At 45.3% G+C, this 24,391-nt stretch carries 20 protein-coding genes; 7 read left to right on the top strand and 13 right to left on the bottom strand.

All coding sequences use genetic code 11. The features are described 5' to 3' along the window. Window positions 1–119 precede the first annotated feature (119 nt). On the top strand, window positions 120–770 hold the full coding sequence (locus JYB87_RS01490; RefSeq protein WP_207355164.1) for an HGGxSTG domain-containing protein: 651 nt from the start codon (window positions 120–122) through the stop codon (window positions 768–770). Window positions 771–1,043: 273 nt separating this feature from the next. Here JYB87_RS01490 and JYB87_RS01485 read toward each other — a convergent pair whose 3' ends face one another. After that, window positions 1,044–1,709 (bottom strand): hypothetical protein, encoded by a 666-nt coding sequence (locus tag JYB87_RS01485; RefSeq protein ID WP_207355163.1) that lies wholly within the window; start codon window positions 1,707–1,709, stop codon window positions 1,044–1,046. A 277-nt stretch (window positions 1,710–1,986) separates the two neighbouring features. Here JYB87_RS01485 and JYB87_RS01480 point away from each other — a divergent pair, with 277 nt between their 5' ends. Then, window positions 1,987–2,691: a hypothetical protein gene (locus tag JYB87_RS01480; RefSeq protein WP_207355162.1), complete on the top strand. Its 705-nt coding sequence runs from the start codon at window positions 1,987–1,989 to the stop codon at window positions 2,689–2,691. A 210-nt stretch (window positions 2,692–2,901) separates the two neighbouring features. On the opposite strand, the gene JYB87_RS01475 is transcribed toward JYB87_RS01480, so the two are convergent. From JYB87_RS01475 to JYB87_RS01440, 8 genes are all read right to left on the bottom strand, one after another. Beyond that, window positions 2,902–3,756, bottom strand: a complete 855-nt coding sequence (locus tag JYB87_RS01475; RefSeq protein WP_207355161.1) for a hypothetical protein — start codon at window positions 3,754–3,756, stop codon at window positions 2,902–2,904. 56 nt (window positions 3,757–3,812) lie between these two features. Next, window positions 3,813–6,644, bottom strand: coding sequence for a helicase-related protein (locus JYB87_RS01470; RefSeq protein WP_228729925.1), 2,832 nt, complete (start codon window positions 6,642–6,644; stop codon window positions 3,813–3,815). Window positions 6,645–6,676: 32 nt separating this feature from the next. Beyond that, a complete protein-coding gene (locus tag JYB87_RS01465; RefSeq protein WP_207355160.1) occupies window positions 6,677–8,107 on the bottom strand; it encodes a hypothetical protein in 1,431 nt (476 codons plus the stop codon). An 18-nt stretch (window positions 8,108–8,125) separates the two neighbouring features. After that, complete coding sequence (locus JYB87_RS01460; protein ID WP_207355159.1) at window positions 8,126–9,511, bottom strand: restriction endonuclease subunit S; 1,386 nt, start codon at window positions 9,509–9,511, stop codon at window positions 8,126–8,128. Next, entirely contained in the window at window positions 9,511–11,112 is a 1,602-nt protein-coding gene (locus JYB87_RS01455; RefSeq protein ID WP_207355158.1) for a class I SAM-dependent DNA methyltransferase, read from the bottom strand. Before JYB87_RS01455 ends, JYB87_RS01460 begins: the two co-directional genes overlap by 1 nt. A gap of 27 nt (window positions 11,113–11,139) precedes the next feature. After that, window positions 11,140–12,255, bottom strand: coding sequence for a protein adenylyltransferase Fic (gene fic / locus JYB87_RS01450; protein WP_207355157.1), 1,116 nt, complete (start codon window positions 12,253–12,255; stop codon window positions 11,140–11,142). 139 nt (window positions 12,256–12,394) lie between these two features. Next, window positions 12,395–15,898 (bottom strand): type I restriction-modification system endonuclease, encoded by a 3,504-nt coding sequence (hsdR, locus tag JYB87_RS01445; protein WP_207355156.1) that lies wholly within the window; start codon window positions 15,896–15,898, stop codon window positions 12,395–12,397. 520 nt (window positions 15,899–16,418) lie between these two features. Next, window positions 16,419–16,721, bottom strand: a complete 303-nt coding sequence (locus JYB87_RS01440) for a c-type cytochrome (RefSeq protein WP_207355155.1) — start codon at window positions 16,719–16,721, stop codon at window positions 16,419–16,421. A gap of 321 nt (window positions 16,722–17,042) precedes the next feature. Here JYB87_RS01440 and ccmA point away from each other — a divergent pair, with 321 nt between their 5' ends. Genes ccmA through ccmE form a run of 5 tightly spaced genes read left to right on the top strand, consistent with a single transcriptional unit; the run spans window position 17,043 to window position 19,822 of the window. After that, complete coding sequence (ccmA, locus tag JYB87_RS01435; protein ID WP_207355154.1) at window positions 17,043–17,690, top strand: cytochrome c biogenesis heme-transporting ATPase CcmA; 648 nt, start codon at window positions 17,043–17,045, stop codon at window positions 17,688–17,690. Window positions 17,691–17,702: 12 nt separating this feature from the next. Further along, complete coding sequence (gene ccmB / locus JYB87_RS01430; RefSeq protein WP_207355153.1) at window positions 17,703–18,389, top strand: heme exporter protein CcmB; 687 nt, start codon at window positions 17,703–17,705, stop codon at window positions 18,387–18,389. Between the two features lies 1 nt (window position 18,390). Continuing rightward, the gene (locus JYB87_RS01425; RefSeq protein WP_207355152.1) at window positions 18,391–19,134 is read left to right on the top strand and encodes a heme ABC transporter permease; all 744 of its coding nucleotides are present in this window, start codon (window positions 18,391–18,393) and stop codon (window positions 19,132–19,134) included. After that, the gene (ccmD, locus tag JYB87_RS01420; protein WP_228729924.1) at window positions 19,131–19,340 is read left to right on the top strand and encodes a heme exporter protein CcmD; all 210 of its coding nucleotides are present in this window, start codon (window positions 19,131–19,133) and stop codon (window positions 19,338–19,340) included. Before JYB87_RS01425 ends, ccmD begins: the two co-directional genes overlap by 4 nt. Continuing rightward, on the top strand, window positions 19,337–19,822 hold the full coding sequence (gene ccmE, locus JYB87_RS01415) for a cytochrome c maturation protein CcmE (RefSeq protein WP_207355151.1): 486 nt from the start codon (window positions 19,337–19,339) through the stop codon (window positions 19,820–19,822). The genes ccmD and ccmE overlap by 4 nt, the downstream gene beginning before the upstream one ends. A gap of 118 nt (window positions 19,823–19,940) precedes the next feature. Here the strand turns inward: ccmE and yjjG are convergent, their stop codons facing one another. From yjjG to JYB87_RS01395, 4 genes are all read right to left on the bottom strand, one after another. Further along, on the bottom strand, window positions 19,941–20,639 hold the full coding sequence (yjjG, locus tag JYB87_RS01410; protein ID WP_207355150.1) for a pyrimidine 5'-nucleotidase: 699 nt from the start codon (window positions 20,637–20,639) through the stop codon (window positions 19,941–19,943). 26 nt (window positions 20,640–20,665) lie between these two features. Beyond that, window positions 20,666–22,036 (bottom strand): alanine/glycine:cation symporter family protein, encoded by a 1,371-nt coding sequence (locus JYB87_RS01405; RefSeq protein WP_207355149.1) that lies wholly within the window; start codon window positions 22,034–22,036, stop codon window positions 20,666–20,668. Window positions 22,037–22,186: 150 nt separating this feature from the next. Further along, window positions 22,187–23,275, bottom strand: a complete 1,089-nt coding sequence (locus JYB87_RS01400; RefSeq protein ID WP_207355148.1) for a phosphotransferase enzyme family protein — start codon at window positions 23,273–23,275, stop codon at window positions 22,187–22,189. Window positions 23,276–23,290: 15 nt separating this feature from the next. Next, window positions 23,291–24,376 carry a hypothetical protein gene (locus tag JYB87_RS01395; protein WP_207355147.1) on the bottom strand — a complete coding sequence of 362 codons (1,086 nt, stop codon included), beginning with the start codon at window positions 24,374–24,376 and terminating at the stop codon, window positions 23,291–23,293. Window positions 24,377–24,391 lie beyond the last annotated feature (15 nt).

The following is a 24,391-nucleotide window of genomic DNA, read 5'->3' as shown; positions in this document are numbered from 1 at the left end:
AAAAAAGCCGAAATACAGCAATGTAATTATCATGCTGCAAAACAAAGCCCATGAACCGAAGTAGATCCAATCAGAGTGATCCACTCTAATGGATCACTATGTACGTACAGGAAACCGTAATGGCAAGATTCAACTTAGATAAATTGCCCCGTTGTGGTGCGAAAACTCGTAGTGGCGGAACATGCCAACGCTACGGCAACAAAGTGAATGGACGCTGTAAATTACATGGTGGTCGTTCAACTGGAGCAAAAACAAAAGAGGGAAAACTCGCACTGCGTGTTAATGCTTTACTTAACGCCTTCGTATGGCATTTCGATAAACATTTTTATCGTGATATCAAAAAAGACGATATTGAAAAGGCTATTTCTGCTTATCTTCTCCTATGTGATCTAACCAAGTTGAAGACAGCAGACACTGGTAAGAAAGCAACTGAAATTGTTCGTCAATACCGAGTGGAATTAGAAACTATGAAATACCATATCGAGGGAAACGAAGGGCCAGAAGCTTTAGTACTAATTCAATCTGCGCTGGATCATTACTACAAAGATAATGCTACGGAACATCTCAAGTTCCATCTCTATACGCCAGTATATCCTGCGCCATATTTTGACACGTCGTTAGGTTCTGTCTCTGAGTTAAAGCAGATGGGTCAAATATTAGTTAAAGCTGATGCAAAAAAGGGCATGTTTTATTCCCCTTCAGCTGACACCACTACACATAAGAAAATGAAAAATATGATCAAAAAACGCAATATTGCACAAACAAAATAGCCGTATTCAAGGTAATAATAGGATTCACTAGATCAGGAGTAATATTTTAGAAAAGGATGTAACTATGACCATGCCAATCGAATTCGTGACTATTCGCTGCCCTAAATGTCAGCATGAATACCGGACAACACGGAGAGGGTCGATAAATCGCATGCTAGATGATTTTGACGATAGCTATGTTGAACGTATGACGACATCTGAATGCCCATCTTGCCATACAAAACTTCGCCAAGGATTGATCGTTGAGAGGGATGGTTCATTTAATATATAGCCCTAACATTGTTCAAGAGCTAGTTGATGACACCAAGCCTTAACTCTCATCTTGGTGTCATCGGTAAAGCCAACTCGAGTCCGATTAATAATGATGTTCTCTGCATCATGAGATGTCTGAAGCCCCCATAGCTGGGACGAACGGCACATCACAAGTAAGATCTCCTTCCGTTTCGCTTTGGGAATAAGCGTATACCGCAAATACTCTTGAGCAGCCCATACGCTGGGTAAGCTGGTGGCAAAGCTTTGCACGATGTCCATGTTTGTAGAGGCATATGGCACCAGATTAAACACGCTAATATGCTTTGCCGCTTGCTCACAATTCCCATTAAACAGACTATTAGCAACAGGTTTAAACCACTTGTCCCACCCCGGTATTTGATACGGATAAGAGTGCAAACCATCCAGTTGAGCAAATAGTTGTTCCTTTAGAGCTACATCAGCTACGACTTCAGAGGTTTTAGAATCACGGCTAGGATTGGCGTAACACAACACGATTTTCGCTGTTTTCAAAGGGCCAAAGAACGGCCCCGGTGGTAAGCCAAATTCAAACTCGCTATCAATGGGCTTCTGTAGTTCATGATTAAGCTCATCAAGCACCACGAGATCGTCAGGGTGCTTAGTCAGTCCTATTGCTAGGCAGGGCTTCCAATATTCAAAAAAATCCATTTTTCACTTTAGCACCTAAACCGAGTTCAATAGCTCATAGGTTAACAACAGTACAAAGATATCCGAAAGCTGATCAACATGCCTCTTGATTAAAAAAAACATTAGGTGTTAAGGTCTACCTAATTGGTCGATGCGCTCTGCCAAAAAAGCTTTGTGAGCTTGCCCTCCCAATTTATGGCGATACACAAATTCCTACAGGTAGATTATGTAATCCTAATTTAATTCTGTAGTGGTAACAGGGAGACCATGTACGGAATAATTAAATTAAGGAAACATAATGTTGCTATTAAAATTATTATCCAAAGATGATGTAAACCACTTAAAAGAAAACTTACAAAAAGGCTGCGATGCAGTAGGTCTTCGCCTAGGTAAAGATCAACATAAAGTTGAGCATATTCTTGCCACACTATTCGATTTCACTAATTTTAATACATTAGTTGGGATCGCAACGAAACCACACTCAGATACAGAATCGTACCGATTTGATCAGTTTATTTCATATGTAGAGCGAATCGATACTGGCTTCACTACTTATAGTGGGAAAGATGCAGTTATAGCAGGACTGAAGTCATCTTTTGGAATAAAACGCATTATTTTTCAGATTACTGCTGGCCGTTCAAATCGCTCGGCAACAAATGTATTAATCGTTGCGGAATCAGGTTCTCAACTATATGAAACGCTCATGACTGTTGAGCGCACACCAAGAGAACTGGAAGTGCTAAATGTATTCTATACTATTGAGAAACTAGGTTTACTGCATTTGGTCAGGTATATCCCGCAAAGAAGAACAGAAACCGCCTCAAGGCCCTGTATTGAGGTGGCATACGAAATGGTAAATGGCTCCCTTAGACCCTTCCAAAATGATTGGATGGGGTTTGTAGCTATGTTTAACGAGCAAACAATTCAATACGATAAAAGCATTTATAAACACAAAGAATGGACAGCTTTAGCCAATAGAAGTGGTAATCCCCCCTTAAATTAACTAACGCAATAATAATTAAGGTGTGAACGCTTTAGTTGAATAGACACATACAGACTAGATAACTCACTGGTAAAATATACAAAACCAATGAGTTATCTAAAAAATACACTTTAAAAAAACAAACATGTGCGAATAAAACCGCCGTTTTTAGTTCACAGCTCTTTTAGCAAAATGCCAAGAGGTTAAAAACGCCTAGTAAGTTGTAAAAACTCAACCATCATCTACCATGTAACTCTGAAACTTAGGTCCGCAATCACCAAATCCTGCGTCCATCAGCTCTTTTTCGTGCCAGTACAGCCAGCGGTGTAATGCGGCAGTTTTACCGAATTGCCCTTCTGATACTCCCTCAACAAAACTCTCAGGTTCAGTGGTCAAATTTTCAGGATGAAAATGTTTGCCCGTGATGGATGTATTTTCTAATTCAGAGTTGGGCACAGTTGTGAGTGATGCGATTTTTTCAAATACCGAGGGCGTGAGTTCACGACCATAGATAAAGCAATTTCGTTTCCATCCCTGTGCTATACAGGCGGTTAAATCGGCTCGACACTTCCAGTAGCTGTATATCCACAGCTCACAGAAGTGGTATCGGTAAATGGGTTGCTTAGACAGTTCTCCGATACATTCCCGCATCAAGATCAGCGCATCATATCGGTCACTATTTAGATGCGTTGTCAGTAGCCAGCCATCGACATCTTGTTTAACCGCATTCGGCAGACATTGATCGAGCCAAATACCAAATTCATGAGGTTGTTTATAGAAATGCTTTAACTCATATAGCTCATCTGATGCACCCTCTAACCATTCAACTTTTACGCCGAACAAGTCAGCAGCATCTCGCAGAATTGGGTGGCTCAGCGCTTTTAATAGCTCCTGTTCATTTTCGACTTGATAGAGACTCAACTCATGCCCAAAGAAACGCGGGATTTGGGCTTTTGCAACGCCATGCGCTTCAAATAGTTTGATAAAACGTTCAGCTGTATTGCTTTGTTTTCTAGTAGGACTTCGCCACTTTTTATATCGTTCAATCAGATTGAGCAAAGCGTCCACATCTCCAAATCCAATCATTATCCTTCCTTGAATTAATTCAACGCCCTCAGTTGATTTAGCTAAACAAATATTATCTATTCATTATTCAGCCACGCGCCGCTCACCCAGTCCACGTGATCGGGTATCACATTGATTTCAGTTGAGTCGTTAAGTACTTTCTGAGCTTCTCGTTCAACCAATTGAAACCAATGCTCATTGCTATCTTTGGTAGGGATTATACTGCTGGTCTCAGCTTCTTCTAAAAGCCAATCGCCCAGAACTTTAGGATTCTGATAGACTCGATTCCCTTGAATGAAGAAGGCTGCAAAATCTTGCTTCATTCGTCTTCCATAAATATCTTGCCATCTCAAATTTGCAGTAATAAATGAGTTACCACTTAAATCTCGAGCACATACAGATGCTGTCTTACCACCGAAACTAAAACTACATGCAGTGCGAATGAATAGCTGCATTAATGACGCATTCATATCCATCATTACTGTATTCTTACGACTTCTTGCCATATCGCGATCTACAGTAATATCGAGTGTACTAGACCGAGTCCCTAGCTCATTCATGACTTTTTCTGGCATTTTCAATTGAAGGACCTTGTCATCATGTATCCGCTTAACAATTTCAATATTTAACTGCTTACACATTCCTTCAATAAAGGTCAGTTGGTGAGCTGTAGTGATTACCAATTCACTTGCCAAATCTTCTGGGTTATAACGCGAAACGTATTTAAATAGGTCACGTTGTAAATTTGTCGCGTTTTTCGCACGTTCAAGTGCTTCTTTAATCCTTTCTTCAGTACGTTCAATTCCACCAGCGGATGCTTGCTCAAGAATTTCCTCTAAATCTAAAAGGTTAGAGACTTCGCCTAGAATATCGTCCTTCAAAGCTTCATTAAATTCGTCACCTTGTACTGCCGCCATATCACTGACGACTTGTTCAATTCGCTGATACATCAACGCGATAATTTGTTCATCCACAGTCCCCGGTGAATTTACGTTCAGCACAACGACTTTCTTCTGCTGACCGTATCGATACAAACGACCTATTCGTTGGACAAGCCGCATTGGATTCCACGGCAAATCATAGTTGACCATGATGTGGCAGTGTCGCTGTAAGTTAATACCTTCACCACCAGCCTCAGTTGATATTAAGAATTGTGCATCATTATCGAACTGCCCGATAACGTCTCGTCGTTCATCATGGGACAAACCACCGTGCAACAGCACGACTTTATCCTCACCAAACTGAGCAGTGATAGCCTCTTTGATATATTCTTGGGTTGCCCTGTATTCTGAGAAAATTAGAATTTTTTCGTTAGGATTGTCTTGGAGGAGCTGTTTTAACAACGTATCCATGAAGCGCGATAGTTTGTCATCATGATTTATTAACTGCTCGACTCTGGTGATCAGTAATTTCAGAAGTTCAATCTCACCGTCAAAAAACTCTTCACGATTATCCTGATTTGAGCTCACAGTAAACTCTTCTAATTCACCTTGAAAACGTTCATCTTCGACAAAATTAGATTGAATAATCTCATCTAAAACATCGTTTTCTAAGCGGCTAAGTCGGCGATATAGCGCCCTTCTAATAGCCGCAACACTTGAAGCTGCAAGCTTGCGATACACAGTCATTACAAAGCCAATGGCATTCCCCGAATAGCCCTTATTTTTCCCCGCTTGATAACCTTTTCGTAAGTAATCTTGGAGTGACTGATCAAAGTCAATAGACTGCTGATTAACTGGTACTTCTAAAGCAATGGTTGATTTTCCATGGAATACAAAATTTCCTTCAGAGTCAGTAACATCAGCCTTGTAGTTCCGTATCACCATGTCATGAAGCAATACTGGTTTTAATGAAAGTAAAGCAAATTCATTCTTTCTATCTGGTCTTAGTAACTCAAGTAAAGAGATAAACTTATCCTGCATCCCCTGATGGGGTGTTGCTGTCAGTAACAGTATCGAACGAGCCTTTTCCGATTTTCTCAAGCTAAGCGCCAAATTAAAACGCTCAGAAGTATCATAGTGCAGACCATATTGCCGACGAGAAAGCCGATGCGCCTCATCAAACACCACCAGATCCCAAGCGTCCGCCTGTAGGAGCAGTTCGAGGTGAGACTCTTGTTTCAACTTATCAATGGATGCTATTACATGATCGTGCATCTTCCATTCTCTAGGCTCATGAATCTGAAAATGATGACCATATATTTGAAAATCACCCAATCTAAACTTATCGTACATCTCCTCCTGCCACTGGCGAGTGAGACCTGCAGGAGTAATTAACAAAATTCTTTTGGCTTGTCCTCGCTGCTGCAATGCATACAGCAGCATGCCTGTTTCAATCGTTTTCCCTAAACCAACATCATCAGCGATTAGCCAATTTAGACTCCCGGAATTTAAGATTCGATGCACTAAATGAATCTGATGTGGTAACGGGTTAAACTCCAAACTTGAAAGCGCACCAGTGTTTTCATTCCAGTTACGCAACGCATGGGCCAGAGTTTTCAATCGTAACCGTTCAGCTACATTACCTTCTGATTGAGAACCAACGATATAAGCATGTTTTACCCCTTTGATTTGTCTCAAGGCAAAATAGGGAATCCACCGTCGCTCGTTACTTTCCGGAAATTCAACCAAATGCTGAGTAATACCATTTGCGCTCCGACTTTGAACGATAACCCCTTCACCAAACGAATAGAGGTCATCAATTGCTAACATTACATCCATACCCAGTTTAAAGCCTGAATTGACCTCTTCTGGACGTACAAATGATGCATGACGTTCGGGTACCCAGAGAACTTTTAGCGTGATCAGCTCACCATCTACGGTTTGCTTTTCTACTATGCCAGTTCGAATAGTGCCATTAGGTAATTTTTGACTAACCCAACACCCAGGAGATGGAGCGCAACTTTTCATATTCTGTATTCCCTGTCAGCTATATCATCAGTCTAATTTCGATTTAGCTGATAATATTCATCATCATAAATAACATCTTGGCAAAAACGCATACTTCTGAATTCACTACGTTCAATTGAATAGCCATATAATTCCAATTCTCGAATCAATTGTTGGTCATCGAAATCAACATCACCAATGTCAGAAAAATTTAATTCACGCGCCGCACTCATTGAGCCAAAGCCAGCCTCATATTCTAATAAAACATCATCTTTTTCTAACTGGTCGAGCGTAGCATTAAGGTATTTTGCAAAGGCGCGGTAAGAACGCCTCAGCGATGGGCTATTGAACCAACGGTCATAAATACCATCTAGGTTCTCCAGCAACACATCATCATCAGACAAACCATTTTGACACTGCGAAATAATTGTCACAAAGCGCAAACTTTGCGCCCAGCTGAAATTGCTGTAACTAGCATCACTATCCCCATTACGATAAAAATTAATCCAATATTTGGACAGTTGATGCCAAGCATCACGCAAAAACTTCGCTGCCCTTAATACGTCAGGTTGCATCCCCGCATCAGCATAGAAGTTAAGAAACTTCACAACTGCACCATAGGATTTCACCGAGAAGATATGAGTTAGTAAATCCAGTGTTGATAGGGGCCAGTTATGACGAGCAATAAACGCCGCAGCTAGCTGGACTGCACGTTGTTCTATCGTGATTTGATCTTCAGAGTAGACATCTGATGATTCGACTTCATTTTCGATTAGATCATCAGGATCAATAAAATAGGTGTCATTTAGCCCAATGACTTCATCTAATAGCAACTCTGCGGCAGGATCTGTCCCAGCGTCATAAATATCCGAAAGTTCATTAACTTCGCTGAACGTGTCGGTAGTTATTACATCATTTACTACACTATCGGGGGTGATTTCGGCAGAGTCATCAACGACAACTTCGGCTACAGTAGAAATTTCATCTTGAGCATCATCTTCAACCAGTTGTTCTCCACTGTGTGGCGATACGACTTCTGAAGAGTCGAGTTCCTGCGAGATTAATACGTTATTAGCAGGGACGGACGATGTAGGAGGCTGTTCTGTGATTTGCTCATAATGTTCACGTTTAACAATAGGAGCTGATTGCTCCTCCATACCGTAAACATATTGCTCATGTGTATAGTTAACTTGCTGGCTATCAAGATAATCGAGGTCAGTTACATCAATGTATTCATCAGCAATTGGTTCAAAGACAAAGTCATCACGGCGTAATTCATCACGCCGTAAAAATGCGTCTCTCGCTTTGTTCAGTTTACCCAGTTTTTTTAAAACGTTACCGTAAAACTCCCAGATCCGCGGCGTCCCGGTCTCTTCGTACAAGTAGTGCTCTAACACCTTTCTCGCACGTTTAAAATCATGACTAGCGATAGCGCTTTTGACTTGTCGGATTAACATCTCATCGTTGAGGTTATTGCCATCCATTGCGCTATCTCCTTATTCCTATGCCCGCCGAGACTTTCTCTGGACTAGTTTTGAACGCTCAGTCTGGATTTTTGCTAACAAAGCTTCGGCGCTGTTTTCACCGCTGATAAGATCGGGGTTGGCGGCACGCCAGTCGGCAGTGAGTTCACCGCGGAAAGCTTTGGCAAGAATGGACTGAGTGAGATTATTGACCCGTCCTAATGCCGCTGTAGCTTTTTGTTCAATGCTATCAGCAAAGGTGAATAGTTCTTCAACACGGCGGGCGATCTCGATTTGTTCGATAATTGCTGGTAAAGCTACGTCCATTTTTTTAAAATCGGCGCCGGAAATCCCTTTCTGACCTGATGTTGACTTCACGAGAGATTGCACGTAATCACGGGCTTCTTGGCACGCAGAGAATAATTCAAGATACTCTGAAGTTACGTGTTCATTATTCACACGGACACGAATCAGTTTATCCGGATACAAAAGAACATCGTGATCGAGTGACTTTACTTGAGCACATACTCCAACGAATTCGATACTGCCGTTATAGCGAGTAAATAACAAATCTCTCGGTCTTAAGGCGTAACGTTCTTTCTCCGTTTCCGATACGTCTAGGTGACGTACATCATTTTGATCGAGTGAGAGCGGTCTAACGGAACTTATTCGCAAGATTGGATATCCATTGCCAAGCTCATTTGGCTTAGACGAAAGACCATTACGCATCTCGTGAATGATTTTACCCAGTTGAAGTCTTGGATAAGGGAATTGAGAGATGTTTCTTTTCCGCCATTCTTCCGTCAACTTTCCGCTGACTGCCGCAGAGAGGACGGATTGACGGAAGTGTTTTAGAATGTCAGAGATACGCTCAAGGCGGGCTTTGGTGCTTTCTACCTGTGCCAGTAGCGTATCTAGTTTATCGGCGATGACTTTTTGTTCAGCTAGAGGGGGAAGGTATAACTCAACTTCTTCTATATCACCTTTTCGAATTGAAGGAACTGTCGTGGACCTAGACGTTTCAGTTAAATCAATCACTCGCAAAAAATGATATAAAAATCTATTGCTATCAGATTTGTCGGGGATGACAGCCATAACATTGTTATCAGCTAAACCGGGCTTTCTTACAAATGCCCTTCTATTTAACTTTACAGCCTCGCCGATTTTTGCGAACAAAGTAGCGCCAACAGGGAAGACTTCCCCTTTTAATTCAGCAACTTCTCTTTCATCCACGTAATGACCAGCAACAGCCAAGTTTCCATTTTTGGTGGTAACAGCTTTCGAGACATCTCCAACTTTATAAACTGGGTATAAACCTTCTGATTTACCCTGATATTTAATTGGAAAGCCAACGCCACTTGAGACTCTAGCTACTGACCCAATGGTTGTAAAAGCCCAGCCTTTGGACAGATTAACCTCAACCATCACACAGCCCCTTCCAAAGCCTTCAACAACGCATCCAACTCACTAAGCGCGGCTTCCAATTCCTCTTTCGCCTCTCGCGCTAACACATCTGGCTCCGGCAAACTTGAGGCATCCACACTGTTTTTGTCTTTTAGCCAACTGATATCGAGCGAGTCTTGTTTGCTATCGCGGATCCAGTCACGGCTAAAGCAACGCCAGCGGCTATTGAGCAACTTGTCACTAGCGAGGTTTTGGTTTTCTTCCACAGAAGTAACATCAACCTCAATATCTGCGGCATTAAAGCTGTATTCACCTTCATTACGCGGACTGAGTCCACCAGCATGTTCGCCATAAACCTGCTCAAAAGGTGCTAAGTGATTGTCACTAAACGGGGTGCGTTTGCCAAAGCTTGGCATATTGGTGCGCAGGTCATAGACCCAGACATTTTCGGTGCAGTTTTCGTGCTGATGTTTATCGCTGGCCGAGCCTTTGGTGAAAAAGAGCACATTGGTTTTGACGCCTTGGGCGTAAAAAATGCCGGTGGGTAAACGCAAAATCGTATGCAGGTTGCACTTGTCCATCAAGTCACGGCGAATATCGGTGCCCTTACCGGCTTCAAACAACACGTTGTCTGGCAGCACCACTGCGGCGCGGCCACCGGGTTTAAGGTTGCGGTAAATGTGTTGTAAGAACGCCAACTGCTTGTTGCTGGTATCAAAGGTTAAATCGTCACGGGTAATGCTGGCTTCGCCGCCTTTGCTGGTACCAAACGGCGGATTTGCCAAAATCACATCGGCTGGTTTCAGGCTTTGGCCGACATTGCCGAGTGAGTTGCCAAGATGCACCACACCTTCATCATCGCCTTCCATACCGTGCAGTAAACAGTTCATTAAGGCTAAGCGTCGGGTGTTAGGTACTAACTCCACGCCGACGTAGGCGTTGTAACGCTGAAAATCGGTTTGCTTTACTGTTAAATCGTCGTATTCGGGCTGCGCTTTAATATATTCATGGGCGGCAATCAAAAAGCCTGCTGTACCTGCTGCTGGGTCCTGAATGTATTCGCCCGGTTGCGGTTTGATACAACGCACCATGCTGTTAATCAGTACCCGCGGAGTAAAGTACTGACCAGCACCGGATTTGGTCTCGCTGGCGTTTTTCTCTAACAGCCCTTCATACAGATCACCCAAGCCATCGCGCTGGGCGCTAAACCAATCAATTTGGTCGAGGGTTTTAATGATCTGTTCTAAATGGCGTGGTTCACGTAAACGGGTTTGTGCATCGGCATAAATGGCACTGATGAGTGCATCGTCATGCACTTGAACTTCTTTTGTTTTTTCTGGGTCGTTTGGGTCCAGCACCACGCGTTTGCCGGTAGACAGCGCCAATAATATGGCTTTGTAATCGTTAAGCAGAGTAATGCCTGACTTGCCGTTTAAATCGGTCCAGCGACAACCCTCAGGCAAAATGTGCTTGTCTAGCAGTTCGGCTTCAGTATTCTCGTGCACCATTTTAATAAACAGCAGCAACACAAGCTCAGTGACATAGTCTGAATAGTTAATGCCGTCATCACGGAGGATGTCACAGAGGTTCCAGAGTTTTTGAACGATATCGTTTTGGGTCATGTTGTTCTCTAATTTTGTTGCTGTGGCTTATTCTGCCATGGTGTACGGCGTAATTTGGTTGCTATCACGGGTCATCAATTGCATTAGTTTGGGATGCACAAATAGCTTTTCTTTACCGACGGTGAGTTCTTCTAACACGCCGATATCTGCCAACTGTTTTAAATACACTGACGCGGTTTGGCGTTTAGCAATGTCACGTTCAACCAAGTTACTGATACGGCAATAAGGTTGCTCAAAAATGACTTGTACCAGCTCGTGGCTGTATATCTTGGGCAAAGCGGTTCTTACATGCTCGCTGGTCAATTCCATTAACTCGCGCACGGCTGCTATTTTGCCGCAGGTCCAGTAGGCCATTTGCTCAACGCCCTTCAACATAAACAGCAACCACGCTTGCCAATCGCCTTCGCGGGTCACTTGATTGAGGAGGCGATAGTAGTCCGCTTTATGCTGCACGATATAACGGCTGAGGTATAAAATCGGCAATGTTAGCAATTGCTGTTCAATCAAAAACAGTACATTGAGAATGCGGCCAGTTCTGCCATTGCCGTCATAAAATGGATGGATTGCTTCAAACTGATAATGGGCAATCGCCATCTTTATCAGCGGGTCGATATCATCTTCGCTATGAATGAACTTTTCCCAATTGCTCAACAGGTCGCGGATCACCGCCTCTCCTGCTGGTGGCGTGTAAATCACTTCGCCTGTCGTCTGGTTGCTAATGGTTGTGCCGGGAATGCGGCGAATTTCCATCTCGCTATCTTTAAGCGTGCTACAAACTTCTAAAGCAGTGCTTACGCATAATGGGCGCTGCGACAACTGGCGAAAGCCTTGGTTTAACGCACTACGGTAACGCAGTGCTTCTTTAGTGGCGGGATCTGCTCCGGTGTCTTCTTGCGAATACTGAAACAGTTTATCGGTAGTCGTGACGATGTTTTCAATTTCAGAACTGTCCTTTGCTTCAAGCAGAGGCAAAAGATTGATGAGCAAGCCTTGATTGGGTAATAACTCCCCCGCTTGCTTTAGTTCAGCAAGGGCTGCTCGCGCGGGAATACAGGCTTTGAATACGGCATGCGTCTCAATGCTTTCAAGCGCTGGTGGCAATGCTGTCAGTGCGTTGTGTGGTTGGTCAGGACACCATGTCATGTTTAAATCCCTTACAAAATTCGACACGTATGTGATTAGAATGAAGTTTATGTCGATGCTATCGACATATCAAACTTTAATGTCGAAAAAAGATTAAAACATCGACACATGATAAGCATGTGTCGATATCATCAACATATTAGCTTGCTTCCCAAAGGTGGGATTTAAGTTCATCCAATACCGTATCTAGCTGATCATCCAAGCGCTTGTTAACCCCTTTTACGCCACCATCATCACGAAAGCGCTGATTGATAAATTGCTGGTCTAGCACGACTTCGTTTTTAAGTTGCTTGGCGAGCTTCTCGAGCCATTTACGCTGCACTGACGTCCACTGATGTAGCGCATAAATAGCCTGCATCGCATTATTGACCCGTTGCTCGAACGGAATTAATGCTTCGCCCAAGGCGGCTCGGCGAATGTGCCCTACAATGCTGGCCGCAATCTCTTGGTTGCTTTGGTTACGCACTGCGGTTTGCAGCGTGGCCTCGGAGTAACCTGCCCCATCTAACAGCATTTTGATCTCTTTTAGCTGTTCACGGGTTAAGTCACGGGGGCGATTTACCACAACCGCTAATGCTGTACTGAGGTTAATTTGCTGATCAATGAATTCTTTAAAGCTTTGCAGGTAATCTTCAGGCCGCTGGTGGGCGCCATAGCTTTGAGTGCGTTCTTTTAACTCGTCGTCATGTTCAGAGATAATTGGCTGATACTCGGTGCCTAGCAACTGCTTAACCTCTGCTAATTGCTTCAGTAACCCCGCATGCTGATTGATGAACACTGAAGCCTCTTTTGGCCCGAGTTTACGAAGATGTGTATGTAAGTTTTTAGGCTCTACACCCCACAAATCTTGGAGTTCGTTCAGCTTTTGCTTTAACTCGGGTTTGGCTTCCGCTTTCTTTTCCGCTTTACGTAGAATGCGCATGACTTTTTGACCCAGTTGGCTCAAAACGACATCCGCTTGCGTTTCACCTTGTTGTTCACCGGGCGCATTAAGTGCTTGGTCTAATGATTCAGGGTTTGTCAGTTCTTCGAACAATTGTTCAATGGAGATATTCGGGTCTTTCACTAGGGGCTTCATGGTGTTGACCTCGCTTAATGCAGCGTAGATATCAACGGGATCGTAAATACGAAAAACGGTTTTACCGATTTCGTCACAGCGACGAGTCGCGCGACCTATCATTTGCTCATACAAAATGCGCGATTTGACACGACGCATAAATACGAGGTTACAAATCTTAGGCACATCAATACCGGTTGTGAGCAGATCGACAGTTATGGCGATATTGGGGTAGCGCTCGTTTTTGTACTGCCTAATGAGTTGGTTAACTTTATCGCTTTCGCCGGTGATTTTAGCAACGGCAGCTTGGTTATATTTGCCGTTATACATATCTTTAAACGCTTCATCTAACAGACGCTTTACCATGTCAGCATGCAGGTCTGTGGCACAAAAAATCAGCGTCTTTTCATCACCAAACGGGTCGAGTTCTTTGACCAATTCTTCGCAAATAACTTTGTTAAACGGCTCATTGATGACACGCCGGTTAAACGCATCCACCTCAAAATTGAGTTCATCTTCCAGTTCAGAAGACTCGATCTCACCTGTTTGTGTATTAATGGAACTAACGGTTTCACCCTTAGCGAATGAAATGCCTTTTTGAGTCAACAGTGTTTCGTAACGAATTGGCGGCTCATGATCAATAAGCCAATCTTCAGCGACTGCTTCACGGTATGAGTAGGTGTAAACCGGTTTACCGAAAATCTCAGACGTATGTTTGGCTGGTGTGGCGGTTAAGGCAATTTTTACGGCATCAAAATAATCTAACACGCGTCGATAGCTCGAAAGATATTGTGAAGCATCGCGGGTGGCGATTTCCCCTTCGGTCATCTCTTGGTCGAGTGTATAACCGCGGTGAGCCTCATCGACGATAATGCAATCAAATTGATCCAGCGGTGGCGGGTTATCGTTCATAAAGACACGCTTCACCATGGCCTGCACAGTTGAAACCTGAATGCGCGTTTCTGCCTCTGAGGCCATATCGCCTAACTCGGCAATATTATAGATGCCAGAGAGTGAGAGGTTTTGCTCTAGCGGAACCTCTTTAAAATCGTTTGAAGCTTGGTCGCCAAGTGCAAAACGATCCACCAAGAATAGTATGCGCTTGAAACGTTCCGCTTTAAGAAAGCGATAGATTAACCCGATAATAGTTCGGGTTTTGCCTGTACCGGTTGCCATAGCGAGTAGCGCAGAGCGCACATTTTGGCTAAGAACGGTTTCTACTTTTTGAATCGCCTTTTCTTGGTAGTCACGAAGTTTAAGGTAGCCAAACGGCTCTTTTTGTAGCTTGGCTTGCGCTGCTTCTTTGCTTCGATTGAGCAGATCTAATAAACCACTCGGGGTATGAAATGAAGGTAAAGCGCGCTTTAAATTACTAGGGTCACGAACATCTCTAAACCATGTTCCGCATTGCTCTGCGAGTTGGGGAACATAAGGTCGGCCATTACAAGAATAAACAAATGGAATCTTATAGTGCCCTTCTTGTTCATCTGCCCATGCAACGCTTCTGCCTGCTAACTCCCATGGACACTCAAAGTTGCCCGCTAATTTGAAGCCTCGACTATATCTTTCCGCTTGGGATATTTTACCTGCAACATTGATGTTTTCTCTTTTTGCCTCAACCACGGCAATAGGGGTAAGGCCTGCAAACAATACGTAATCTGCATTACCCGTAGACGTTGGCCACTCAGCAATCGCCTTGTTTACGCCTTTTTCTGGGCGTACGTTTGCGGAGTAGCACATTACCTCAGTATTGGCTTTCCAACCGGCATCATTTAATTGTTGGTCTATTAATATTCGAGTTAGCTGCTCATCGACAACAATGGTTTTACTGGCCTGAAATGCTTTGCGACTGATCTTGTTACGCTGAGAGCGCTGCGCTTGCTCGTTTTGTTGTTTAGTGTGCTGCTGGTGGGCTTTTAACTTAGCTTCATAATCTTGTCTAACTTGCTCAAGCTCTTGTTCATGCTTTGCAGCTTGCAGTGCCAGCGCTTTAGACTCTTCATCCATTGCCAAAGCCAATGCTTCATAGTCGTCTTTTTCTTTCTGAATCAGCTCATTTAGCTGCTGACTAGAATCAAGCTCAATATTCGCATTTTGTAACTGAGCCTTTAGCCCATCGATTTCAGCTTGAAGGGCGAAAAGTTCTGTACTTGGATCTTTAGGAGGAATGAAGGGACCGGGCTTGAATGCCTTACTACTTTTACTGAACGTTTGATGAAACCAAATCGCTAGTTTTCTGGCGACAATGAGGCCATTTATCGCTTCTTTATGCTTAGTGCGAAACTGGTGGTTTGCTATGTTTCCTTCAATACGTAACGTATGAAATAGCTCTCGCACCATAGGTTCGAGTTTTAGGTCACGATTAATACGGTAGAGTAAATCTGCCTGCTTTGTTTTTTCATCAAACTCAATACCAGCAAGAACAGCAATGTGCTGCGCCATTGCTTCACCTAATTGACGGAGTTTTAGCAACGTAGTATTAGGGTCGCTAGAAAATGCAGCTTCAGCCGCATTGGCTAGATCAACGAACAGTTGGTCGTGCTCGACAAGAAAACCAAAATTTGAGGGTTCATTAGATGATGCCATCAGCCCTGAATCTCCGTTTCAGCTAAAACGGTCCATTTTTTATGTTAGTGGTGAACGTTAACAAACACCCTAAACTACTAATGGACTTGATTTTAATGGCTCAACAGTATCAGATAGCTACAGCTTGGCAAAGATAGAGCTAATATTTTGAGAAACAACGTCGGTATTATTTCTGCTTAGTTTGTACAATTGGAAGCAGAACCGAGCGTGTTTATTGATGACAGTACCTTAGTTGTCAAAAAGAAGGAATCAACACAGCGGCATACTTATCGTCGGTTGATTTGAATAGTGAAGAGCCTAGACCATCACCAAACGGTTACTAAAATGGTTACTAATCCTATAAACCGCTTTCACAACAAAGCGTAACTAACTGAATTATTTTAATTTAAATAAAAAATCCAACAAGAAGATCCAAAACGTTGAGTAATTTTCCCTCTTTACTCCGCTAATTGAGAGCTCCCAAACAAAAACCGGCACTTGGCCGGTTTTTGTCTTTATGAGCATCACTCCATCAAAAAGATCAGCTTTTCTTTTTCGCCATAAAGTCGATAGATGCTTTAAAGTCGTCTTCGCTGCAGCTGCTGCACATGGCGTTGGCCGGCATATTACCTTTGCCTTCTTTTACTGATTTGAGCAACGCGGGCATACCTTTGTCCATCAGCGATTTCCAGGCAGCTTCGTCATGGGCACGTGGTGCGCCACCAACGCCACTGGCATGGCAGAACATACAAGATTTGTTGTACACCGCCTGACCGTCGGCAGCGTAACTTGAGAGAGAGAATAAACTGGCCGCGACGACGGCTATCACGCACATCTTTTTCATTACTGTTATTCCTAGCTTGAGTTCACATAGCTTACCTACACAGTAAATTGTGTAGAACGCTTCCATTGCCGCTTTAGCGTACAACAATTCCGCATGACAACACATCTTTTTGTGAGCCAGCTCTCATGCTGCTATCACTTACCATCTAAAGATAAAGAAGAGTCTAATGTATGATTAACTTAACAATAAGTTCAGAAAAGTTATTTTTTATTGGAAGCACATCGCATTGCTGAAACTTCGTTGGCCATATTTGTAAACGGCAAAATAGCTTTATGTTAGGATTATCGCGTTTCCTAAAGTGCGTGTTTTATCGAGGGTTAAGTGACAAAACAAGACTCCATAGCATTGCTGTCAGCCAGTGGTCTCACCTGTATTCGTGAAGAGCGAATTCTGTTTGATGAACTGAGCTTTACCATTAACAGCGGTGACATAGTACAAATCGAAGGACCGAACGGTGCCGGTAAAACCAGCTTATTGCGTATTCTTGCAGGGCTGTCCCGTCCATATGCGGGTGAGGTGCTTTATCTCGATGAGGCGATCACTCGCTGTCGTGATGAGTTCAATGAAGATCTGTTGTATCTCGGTCATTTAGCTGGCGTAAAAAGTGAACTAACTGCGGAAGAAAACCTCTACTTTAATCTACGAGTGAGCGGTTACGACCAGTTTGATGCGCGCGATATTCTCAGCAACGTCAATTTAACCGGTTTTGAGGACGCGTTAGCAGGTCATTTGTCTGCAGGTCAGCATCGTCGCACGGCGTTGGCAAGGCTGTGGCATACCAATAGCCGGATCTGGATCCTCGATGAGCCCTTTACCGCTATCGATAAGCGCGGCGTGGCCGAATTGGAACAGTTATTTTTGCAACATGCCGATAATGGTGGCTGTGTCATCGTCACCACGCACCAAGATATGGGCATTATTTCAGAAGAGCGGTTACGCAAAATCCGCTTGGAATATCGGTTTGTATAGAGCAGGGAACGAATGAAAAGAGGCATCAGTTTTACCCAGGCATTCCTAACCCTGCTCATGCGGGATTTAAAAATTGCCGTGCGTCATCGCGGCGACATCTTTAACCCATTGCTGTTTTTTATCATCGTAGTAACGCTATTCCCGCTGGGGATTGGCTCCGAGGCGAAAATCCTCAGCCGCGTTGCACCTGGGGTGATTTGGGTAGCGGCGCTGTTAGCGTCAATGCTCTCCCTTGAACGTCTATTTAAGGCCGATTATAACGATGGCAGCCTAGAGCAAATGCTGCTTAGCCCGCAGCCGCTGCAGCTGCTGGTGTTAGCTAAGGTGCTGGCACATTGGCTGTTAACCGGTTTACCGCTGATTATCATTGCCCCTTTATTGGCGGTGCTGCTGCACATGGAAGACAGTGCCTATCCTGCGCTGATCCAAACCCTGCTGCTCGGTACCCCCATTTTGAGTTTATTGGGTGCAATTGGGGTGGCATTAACCGTGGGATTACGCAAAGGCGGCGTATTGCTGAGTTTGTTGATCCTGCCGCTTTATATTCCAGTGTTGATTTTCGCTACTGGTGCGATTGAATTTGCTGCGTCGAATCAGCCTTACGATGGTCAGTTGGCAATTATCGCTGCGCTACTGGTCGGTTCTTTGGTGTTGGCACCGTTTGCAATTGGTGCCTCTTTACGTGTGAGTACTAACTAATATGTGGAAATGGTTGCATCCTTATGCTGAGCCGCAACGGGCTTATCGGTTAGCAGGGAAATTTATTCCTTGGCTGTCTATTCTTGCCATCCTTATGCTGTTAACTGGCACAACTTGGGGCATGGTATTTTCACCTACCGATTATCAGCAAGGTGATAGTTATCGCATCATCTTTGTGCACGTACCAGCAGCGTCTATGTCAATGTCAGCTTATGTAGGCATGGCGATCGCGGCGTTTATTGGTTTGGTGTGGCAAATCAAATTAGCCGACTGGATGGCAGCGTCGATTGCGCCCGTTGGTGCAGTGATTACCTTCATTGCGTTGGTTACTGGCTCTACCTGGGGCAAGCCAATGTGGGGCACTTGGTGGGTGTGGGATGCACGCCTAACATCTGAGTTAGTACTGCTATTTCTCTACCTAGGTGTGATCTCGCTCTATGCTTCGTTCGAAGATAAGGTTTTAGCCTCACGCGCTGCTGGTATTTTATCTATAGTAGGTGTTATTAATATTCCAATTATCAAATATTCAGTTGATTGGTGGAATTCGCTGCATCAAGGCTCAATCAAGATGACCGGTAAAACGGCCATGCCGCCGGATATGTTAGTGCCATTAGTGATTAACATTCTTGGCTTTGGCGTCATGATTGGCGCGTTAAGTTTGATTCGTTTCCGCGCTGAAATCTTAGCCCGTAATGGTATGCGTCCATGGGTTAGAGATCTGGCATTGGCTGAGGGAGCAAAATGATGCAAGCACAATTTCAGTCTGTTTCTGACTTTTTCAATATGGGTGGCTATGGCTTTTATGTCTGGCTGTCTTACGGTGTCGCCTACGGCGCACTGGCAATTTTGATCGGTTTTACCATGACTCGCAAAGGTCGAGTCTTAAAAGAGATTGCGGCTAAAGCTAAGCGTGAGCAACGTTTGGCACAACATCGGAGTGCGAAAGAATGAACGCAAGACGCAAAAAGAGATTAGTGCTCGCAAGCACATTAGTTGTTGGGGTTGCCGCAGTGGCTTCACTGTTGCTGTACGCACTGAACTCTAACTTGAACCTGTTTTACACCCCATCTGAAATCGTTAACGGTAAAGTGGATACCGGTGTTAAGCCAAAAGTGGGCGATCGTATCCGTATCGGCGGTATGGTGACTGAAGGTTCATTGGTGCGCGATCCTAAGAGTCTGCACATTAGCTTTAATGTACATGATGCAGCAGGCGGCCAAGTTACGGTGACTTTTGATGACTTGCTGCCAGACTTGTTCCGCGAAGGGCAAGGCGTTGTTGCACAAGGTGTTTTGGTGGGTCCAGGCCAACTGGAAGCGACCGAAGTACTGGCAAAGCATGATGAAAACTACATGCCACCAGAAGTTGCTGCGGCGATGGGTCAAGACCATCAGAAAATGCAGTACACTGAAGCACAAAAGTCTGGCGGCTAATATCGCTGTCTAACTGCTAGCGCCAAATACCAAAAGCCCCATCAGATGTATGGGGCTTTTGATTTTGTGCATGACTTTTTACATGATTTTTTACATAAGGAAGAGGCACAAATCGGTATCAATCTTCTACCGGAAACAGCAACCGCTCGAGATGGTGCATACTCGGCACAACCCAAGTCGGCGCTACATCATCGGGTAGCGGGTAATTACCATTATTGAGCCAGCAAGTCTTCATCCCTGCATTGTTGCCGCCTTTAATATCGGTATAGAGATTATCGCCCACCATTAACACGCGCTCGGCTGCGACATCGCCCATTTGCTTTAGCGCGTAGTCGAAGATGCCCTGCTCCGGTTTAGCCACCCCAACCAGCTCAGACACCACCAGCAAATCAATAATATCGGTAATGCCCATCCGCTCTAGTCGCACCGGCTGCAGTGAAGCAAAACCGTTGGTGATAATCCCAAGTCTCACTTTACCGGCTAAACGGGTCAGTAACGAGGCGGCACCAGGCAGCATCTCGCAGATTTCGCCCATGGTGCGTAGATAGTGCTGATTCAAACTCATTGGGGGTTGGTTCAGCAAATTTCCCCAATATTCAAACCGTTGCACTTGCACTTCTGCGGCAACCACCTCACCCCGTTCATAGGCCTGCCATAGGGCAATATTGACCGCTTTATAGCGGTCAAATTCAGCATGGGAGAAGTCAAAACCGTAGGCAGCAAAGGTCAGCTGCAAGCCACGTAGCGCATCAAAATGGAACAGCGTTTCATCAGCATCAAATACGATCCAATCAAACTGGCTGTAATGTGCGTTCACCCGTCCTCCATAACTTTGCTAATCGCTCATTGCTGTTTCAAGCTGGCAAAATATTGCTTAGCGGCCACTTTTACCTTAGGAGCCAATAATACCGCAGAAATCATCGTCGGTATCGCCATCAAGGCATAAGCCCCATCAATCAGATTGACGACATTGTTCAAACTGGTCGTTGCCGCAAACAAAATTGTTAGCAAAAAGAAGCTTTGATACAAGGGCACATAACGGCTGCCACACAGGAAGCGGAAACACTGACTGCCATAAAATGCTTGGGTGATGATGGTGGTAATCGCAAAGAACACCACGCACAACAGCAGCAGGTAAGGGCCGACACCCGGCATAGTTTCCTCAAAGGCGCGGCTCGACAGGCTGATGCCATCGACGCCACCTTGTTGCCATACGCCAGAGATCAGAATAATCAGCGCCGTTGCCGTACACACTAGTAGGGTATCAATCGCAGGGCCTAACATGGCCACCAAGCCCTCTTTGACCGGCTGGGCAGTTTTCGCACTGCCGTGCGCCATCACTTCAGTGCCGATCCCCGCTTCATTGGAAAATGCCGCGCGCTTTACCCCAATCAATAAGGTACCGAGAATGCCACCTGCGACAGATTTCATCGAGAAAGCATCGGTCACAATCTGGGCTAAATAACCGGGCACTTGCTCGATATGCGAACCGATTACATACACAGCACAGCCAACATAAATCACAATCATGGTCGGCACCGCTTTAGTGGCAACCGCCGCAATTCGCGTAATACCACCAAGCACCACGCTGCCCACTACCACCATGATGATGGCACCAAGGCCGAGCTGCAGCCAAAAGTGGTCTGACGCGCCACCAGTGCCCATGTTATCAGGCCCTAACACCACCCACTCTTTTACAATGGTCACCAGCTGATTGGTGTTGAATAACGGAAAGTTGCCCATCATCCCCACCACCGCAAAGAACACTGCCAGTGGTTTCCATTTTGGGCCTAAACCTTCGGTGATGATATACATTGGGCCACCGCGTACCACGCCTTGATCGTCATGACCGCGATACATAATCGCTAAGGTACAAGTAAAGAATTTGGTCGCCATGCCCACAATCGCACTGACCCACATCCAAAATATCGCGCCCGGTCCGCCGGCAACCATCGCCAAGGCTACACCGCCAATATTGCCCATCCCGACCGTACCCGCCATGGCACTCGACAAAGCCCCGAGATGGCTGATCTGCCCTTCCGCATTGGGTTCATCATATTTACCCCGCAGAATATTGATAGCGTGTTTTAGGTAACGAAATGGCGCAAAACCAGAATAAAACAGGAAAAAAAGCCCGCCGCCCACCAGCAAAAACAGCATGTGTGGGCCCCAGGCATAAGCGGCGAACGCGGAGGTCGCTTCAGCAAACGTCATATTGTTAACTCCGTGTAAAATCTGTCTCTAGACTATCAATCACACCAAGTTATTCAATCTTTTATCGGTTTATACGATTTTTTAATCGCCAGTTTTGCATAAAAACTTATCAACCAGCGATTACGTTAGCGATTTTTCAATCCGCGCTCATCAACTACAAATGAGCGTCTGCAGTTGCGACTCTTGCTCCAACAAGCGTTGGTAGAGGGTAAATTGATTAATGGCACGTTCGAGATTATGACCATCATGGCTAATACGAAAATAACAATCTCCGGCAAGATAATCGGTGAGAAAGCGCACCGCCAACATCAGTGTCACCACCTTCACTCCCAACCACAGACTGTCGCGCTCTACGTGGGTCATCATGGGCGCTAACGCCTGTAACCAGCCTTGGCTGATGGCGGCAAAGTAGTCGGGCAAAAGGTTGATATCGTTGAGGCAGGTAGAATCCTCGGCGACCGAAGCACAACAGCTACGTACCATATCGCCGAAGTCATACATTAAATAGCCTGACATGCAGGTATCTAAATCCACCACCGCTCTGGGTTGCTGGCGAGTATCAAACAGCAAGTTGTTAATTTTGGTGTCGTTATGGCAGGTGCGTAGCGGCAGTTTGGCTTCTATCTCCGCCACTTCAGCCAACACGTGCTGCTGCGAAAAGGCAAAATCCAGCCATTGCTGACAATCCGCCACCCGATGATGGCTATCGCGCTGAATTTGTTGCGTTAGCAGCCGCATCCGCGCGGCTAAATTACGAAAATCACCAATGGTTTCTTGCAGTTGCTTGGCATCAAATTCCGCCATTGCCGCCGCAAAGCTGCCAAAAGCAAACGCCGTTTGCCGCGCTTGTTCGGGATTGCGCATCTGCTCAATACTGTGACTATCAGAGATACACGATATTGCGCGCCAAAAACCAAGTTCGGCATCGTCGACAGCTAGGGCATTGTCCAGCGTACGAACAGGCGTGGTGATTTGCAGTGCGTAGCTGCCTACTTGCTGCTGTTGCTGCAGATGACGTGCTATCAGATCCGCATTTTCGACCACCGCCCAAGGCGCTGGAAAGACCTGGGTATTAATCTGCTGCAGCACAAACGCCTGCTGCATGGTGCGCACTAACCACGTCTGATTGATGTGGCCATTACCTAGCGGTACAACCGTCAACGCAGCACAAGCCAACTGCGACTCAGGCAGATAATGTGGCAATATTTTTTGTTGGATTTGCTGCACATCGGTCAACATGGCGGATATATCACTCTATTTCAATAATCGGCTAAAACTGGCGTTCGACTGCAATGCAGCTTGGCTACCTTTGAGGCCAAACTCATAACCACACAATGTAAAGCTGCCACGCATCGCCACATCATTTACAATCGCGGTTGTATCGAGCGGACTAAAGCTGGCTTCTACTGCGCCATTCGCCACAACATCAACCTGCATCGGTCGGTAGCGGGAGCCGTCATTAAACACAATTTCAGCGCAACGCTTGTCACCGGCAGCTATCGCCAGTTGCCACATCTGACCTTGCTGATCGGTATCACCCAGCCACTGCAGGATCAACTTATCGCCTTCAAGCATCAGACTAAAATTATCAGGCATTTTGACCACTTCACGCGCGACCTGTGTTTCAGCGGTAACGCTTGGCTGCTCCGGCAATTGTGTTGCTGGGGCATCTTCACGACTTAACCACCAGCCCACAATGCTGCTCAACACCAGTAACAGCAACACACTACCCAATGCAGCGATACGATAGCGCATCAGCCATTGCCCCAGGGCTTGCAGATTTTGCTGTAACTGCGCGACGCTATCATCGCCAGCAGGGTCAATATCGACCGAGACATGTGCTTGGTTGAATCCGCTAACATTAGTGTCATCATCGATTACCACTGTACTCGCACCACCAATCGTCGGTTCAACGCGTTGAATGCTTTTAGCAGTAACTAGCGCTACCGGACCGCAATAGCCCTGCACATAATGGCGTTGAGAACGCGCGCCTTGGGCTACCGCATTCGGAAGATACGCCAAACCAGCGTGCAGTAATGCAGCAAATATCAGCGCGCAGTAAAGCACAGTGCCGGTGGTGCTGGTCAATGTGACCGACAACATTAACAGCCACGGCAATACCACCACCGCCGTCATCAGCGGTGGCCAGGCGGCATCGCGCACACGACGCCACGCAGAAGCAAGCAGAATCGGCAGAAGAACTATCGCAACCACAGCCGCAAAGCCGCCACTCATCGAAATGCCCCAAAGCAGTATAATCAGCAAATACACTGCCAGACTAATCGCCAGATGGCGCAGCCCTTGGTCATACCCTTTCAAACAGATAAGCGATCTCAACAACACGATGTCCTCTCT

It is taken from the genome of Shewanella avicenniae (genome assembly GCF_017354945.1).
Taxonomy (GTDB): Bacteria; Pseudomonadota; Gammaproteobacteria; order Enterobacterales; family Shewanellaceae; genus Shewanella; species Shewanella avicenniae.
This window is presented reverse-complemented; position numbering and strand designations above follow the sequence as displayed.

Bases quoted from the DNA above. Each gene is read 5' to 3' on its own strand.
- JYB87_RS01490 (WP_207355164.1), top strand. From the start codon at position 120: ATGGCAAGATTCAACTTAGATAAATTGCCCCGTTGTGGTGCGAAAACT.
- JYB87_RS01485 (WP_207355163.1), bottom strand. From the start codon at position 1,709: ATGGATTTTTTTGAATATTGGAAGCCCTGCCTAGCAATAGGACTGACT.
- JYB87_RS01480 (WP_207355162.1), top strand. From the start codon at position 1,987: ATGTTGCTATTAAAATTATTATCCAAAGATGATGTAAACCACTTAAAA.
- JYB87_RS01475 (WP_207355161.1), bottom strand. From the start codon at position 3,756: ATGATTGGATTTGGAGATGTGGACGCTTTGCTCAATCTGATTGAACGA.
- JYB87_RS01470 (WP_228729925.1), bottom strand. From the start codon at position 6,644: ATGAAAAGTTGCGCTCCATCTCCTGGGTGTTGGGTTAGTCAAAAATTA.
- JYB87_RS01465 (WP_207355160.1), bottom strand. From the start codon at position 8,107: ATGGATGGCAATAACCTCAACGATGAGATGTTAATCCGACAAGTCAAA.
- JYB87_RS01460 (WP_207355159.1), bottom strand. From the start codon at position 9,511: ATGGTTGAGGTTAATCTGTCCAAAGGCTGGGCTTTTACAACCATTGGG.
- JYB87_RS01455 (WP_207355158.1), bottom strand. From the start codon at position 11,112: ATGACCCAAAACGATATCGTTCAAAAACTCTGGAACCTCTGTGACATC.
- fic (WP_207355157.1), bottom strand. From the start codon at position 12,255: ATGACATGGTGTCCTGACCAACCACACAACGCACTGACAGCATTGCCA.
- hsdR (WP_207355156.1), bottom strand. From the start codon at position 15,898: ATGGCATCATCTAATGAACCCTCAAATTTTGGTTTTCTTGTCGAGCAC.
- JYB87_RS01440 (WP_207355155.1), bottom strand. From the start codon at position 16,721: ATGAAAAAGATGTGCGTGATAGCCGTCGTCGCGGCCAGTTTATTCTCT.
- ccmB (WP_207355153.1), top strand. From the start codon at position 17,703: ATGAAAAGAGGCATCAGTTTTACCCAGGCATTCCTAACCCTGCTCATG.
- JYB87_RS01425 (WP_207355152.1), top strand. From the start codon at position 18,391: ATGTGGAAATGGTTGCATCCTTATGCTGAGCCGCAACGGGCTTATCGG.
- ccmD (WP_228729924.1), top strand. From the start codon at position 19,131: ATGATGCAAGCACAATTTCAGTCTGTTTCTGACTTTTTCAATATGGGT.
- ccmE (WP_207355151.1), top strand. From the start codon at position 19,337: ATGAACGCAAGACGCAAAAAGAGATTAGTGCTCGCAAGCACATTAGTT.
- JYB87_RS01405 (WP_207355149.1), bottom strand. From the start codon at position 22,036: ATGACGTTTGCTGAAGCGACCTCCGCGTTCGCCGCTTATGCCTGGGGC.
- JYB87_RS01400 (WP_207355148.1), bottom strand. From the start codon at position 23,275: ATGTTGACCGATGTGCAGCAAATCCAACAAAAAATATTGCCACATTAT.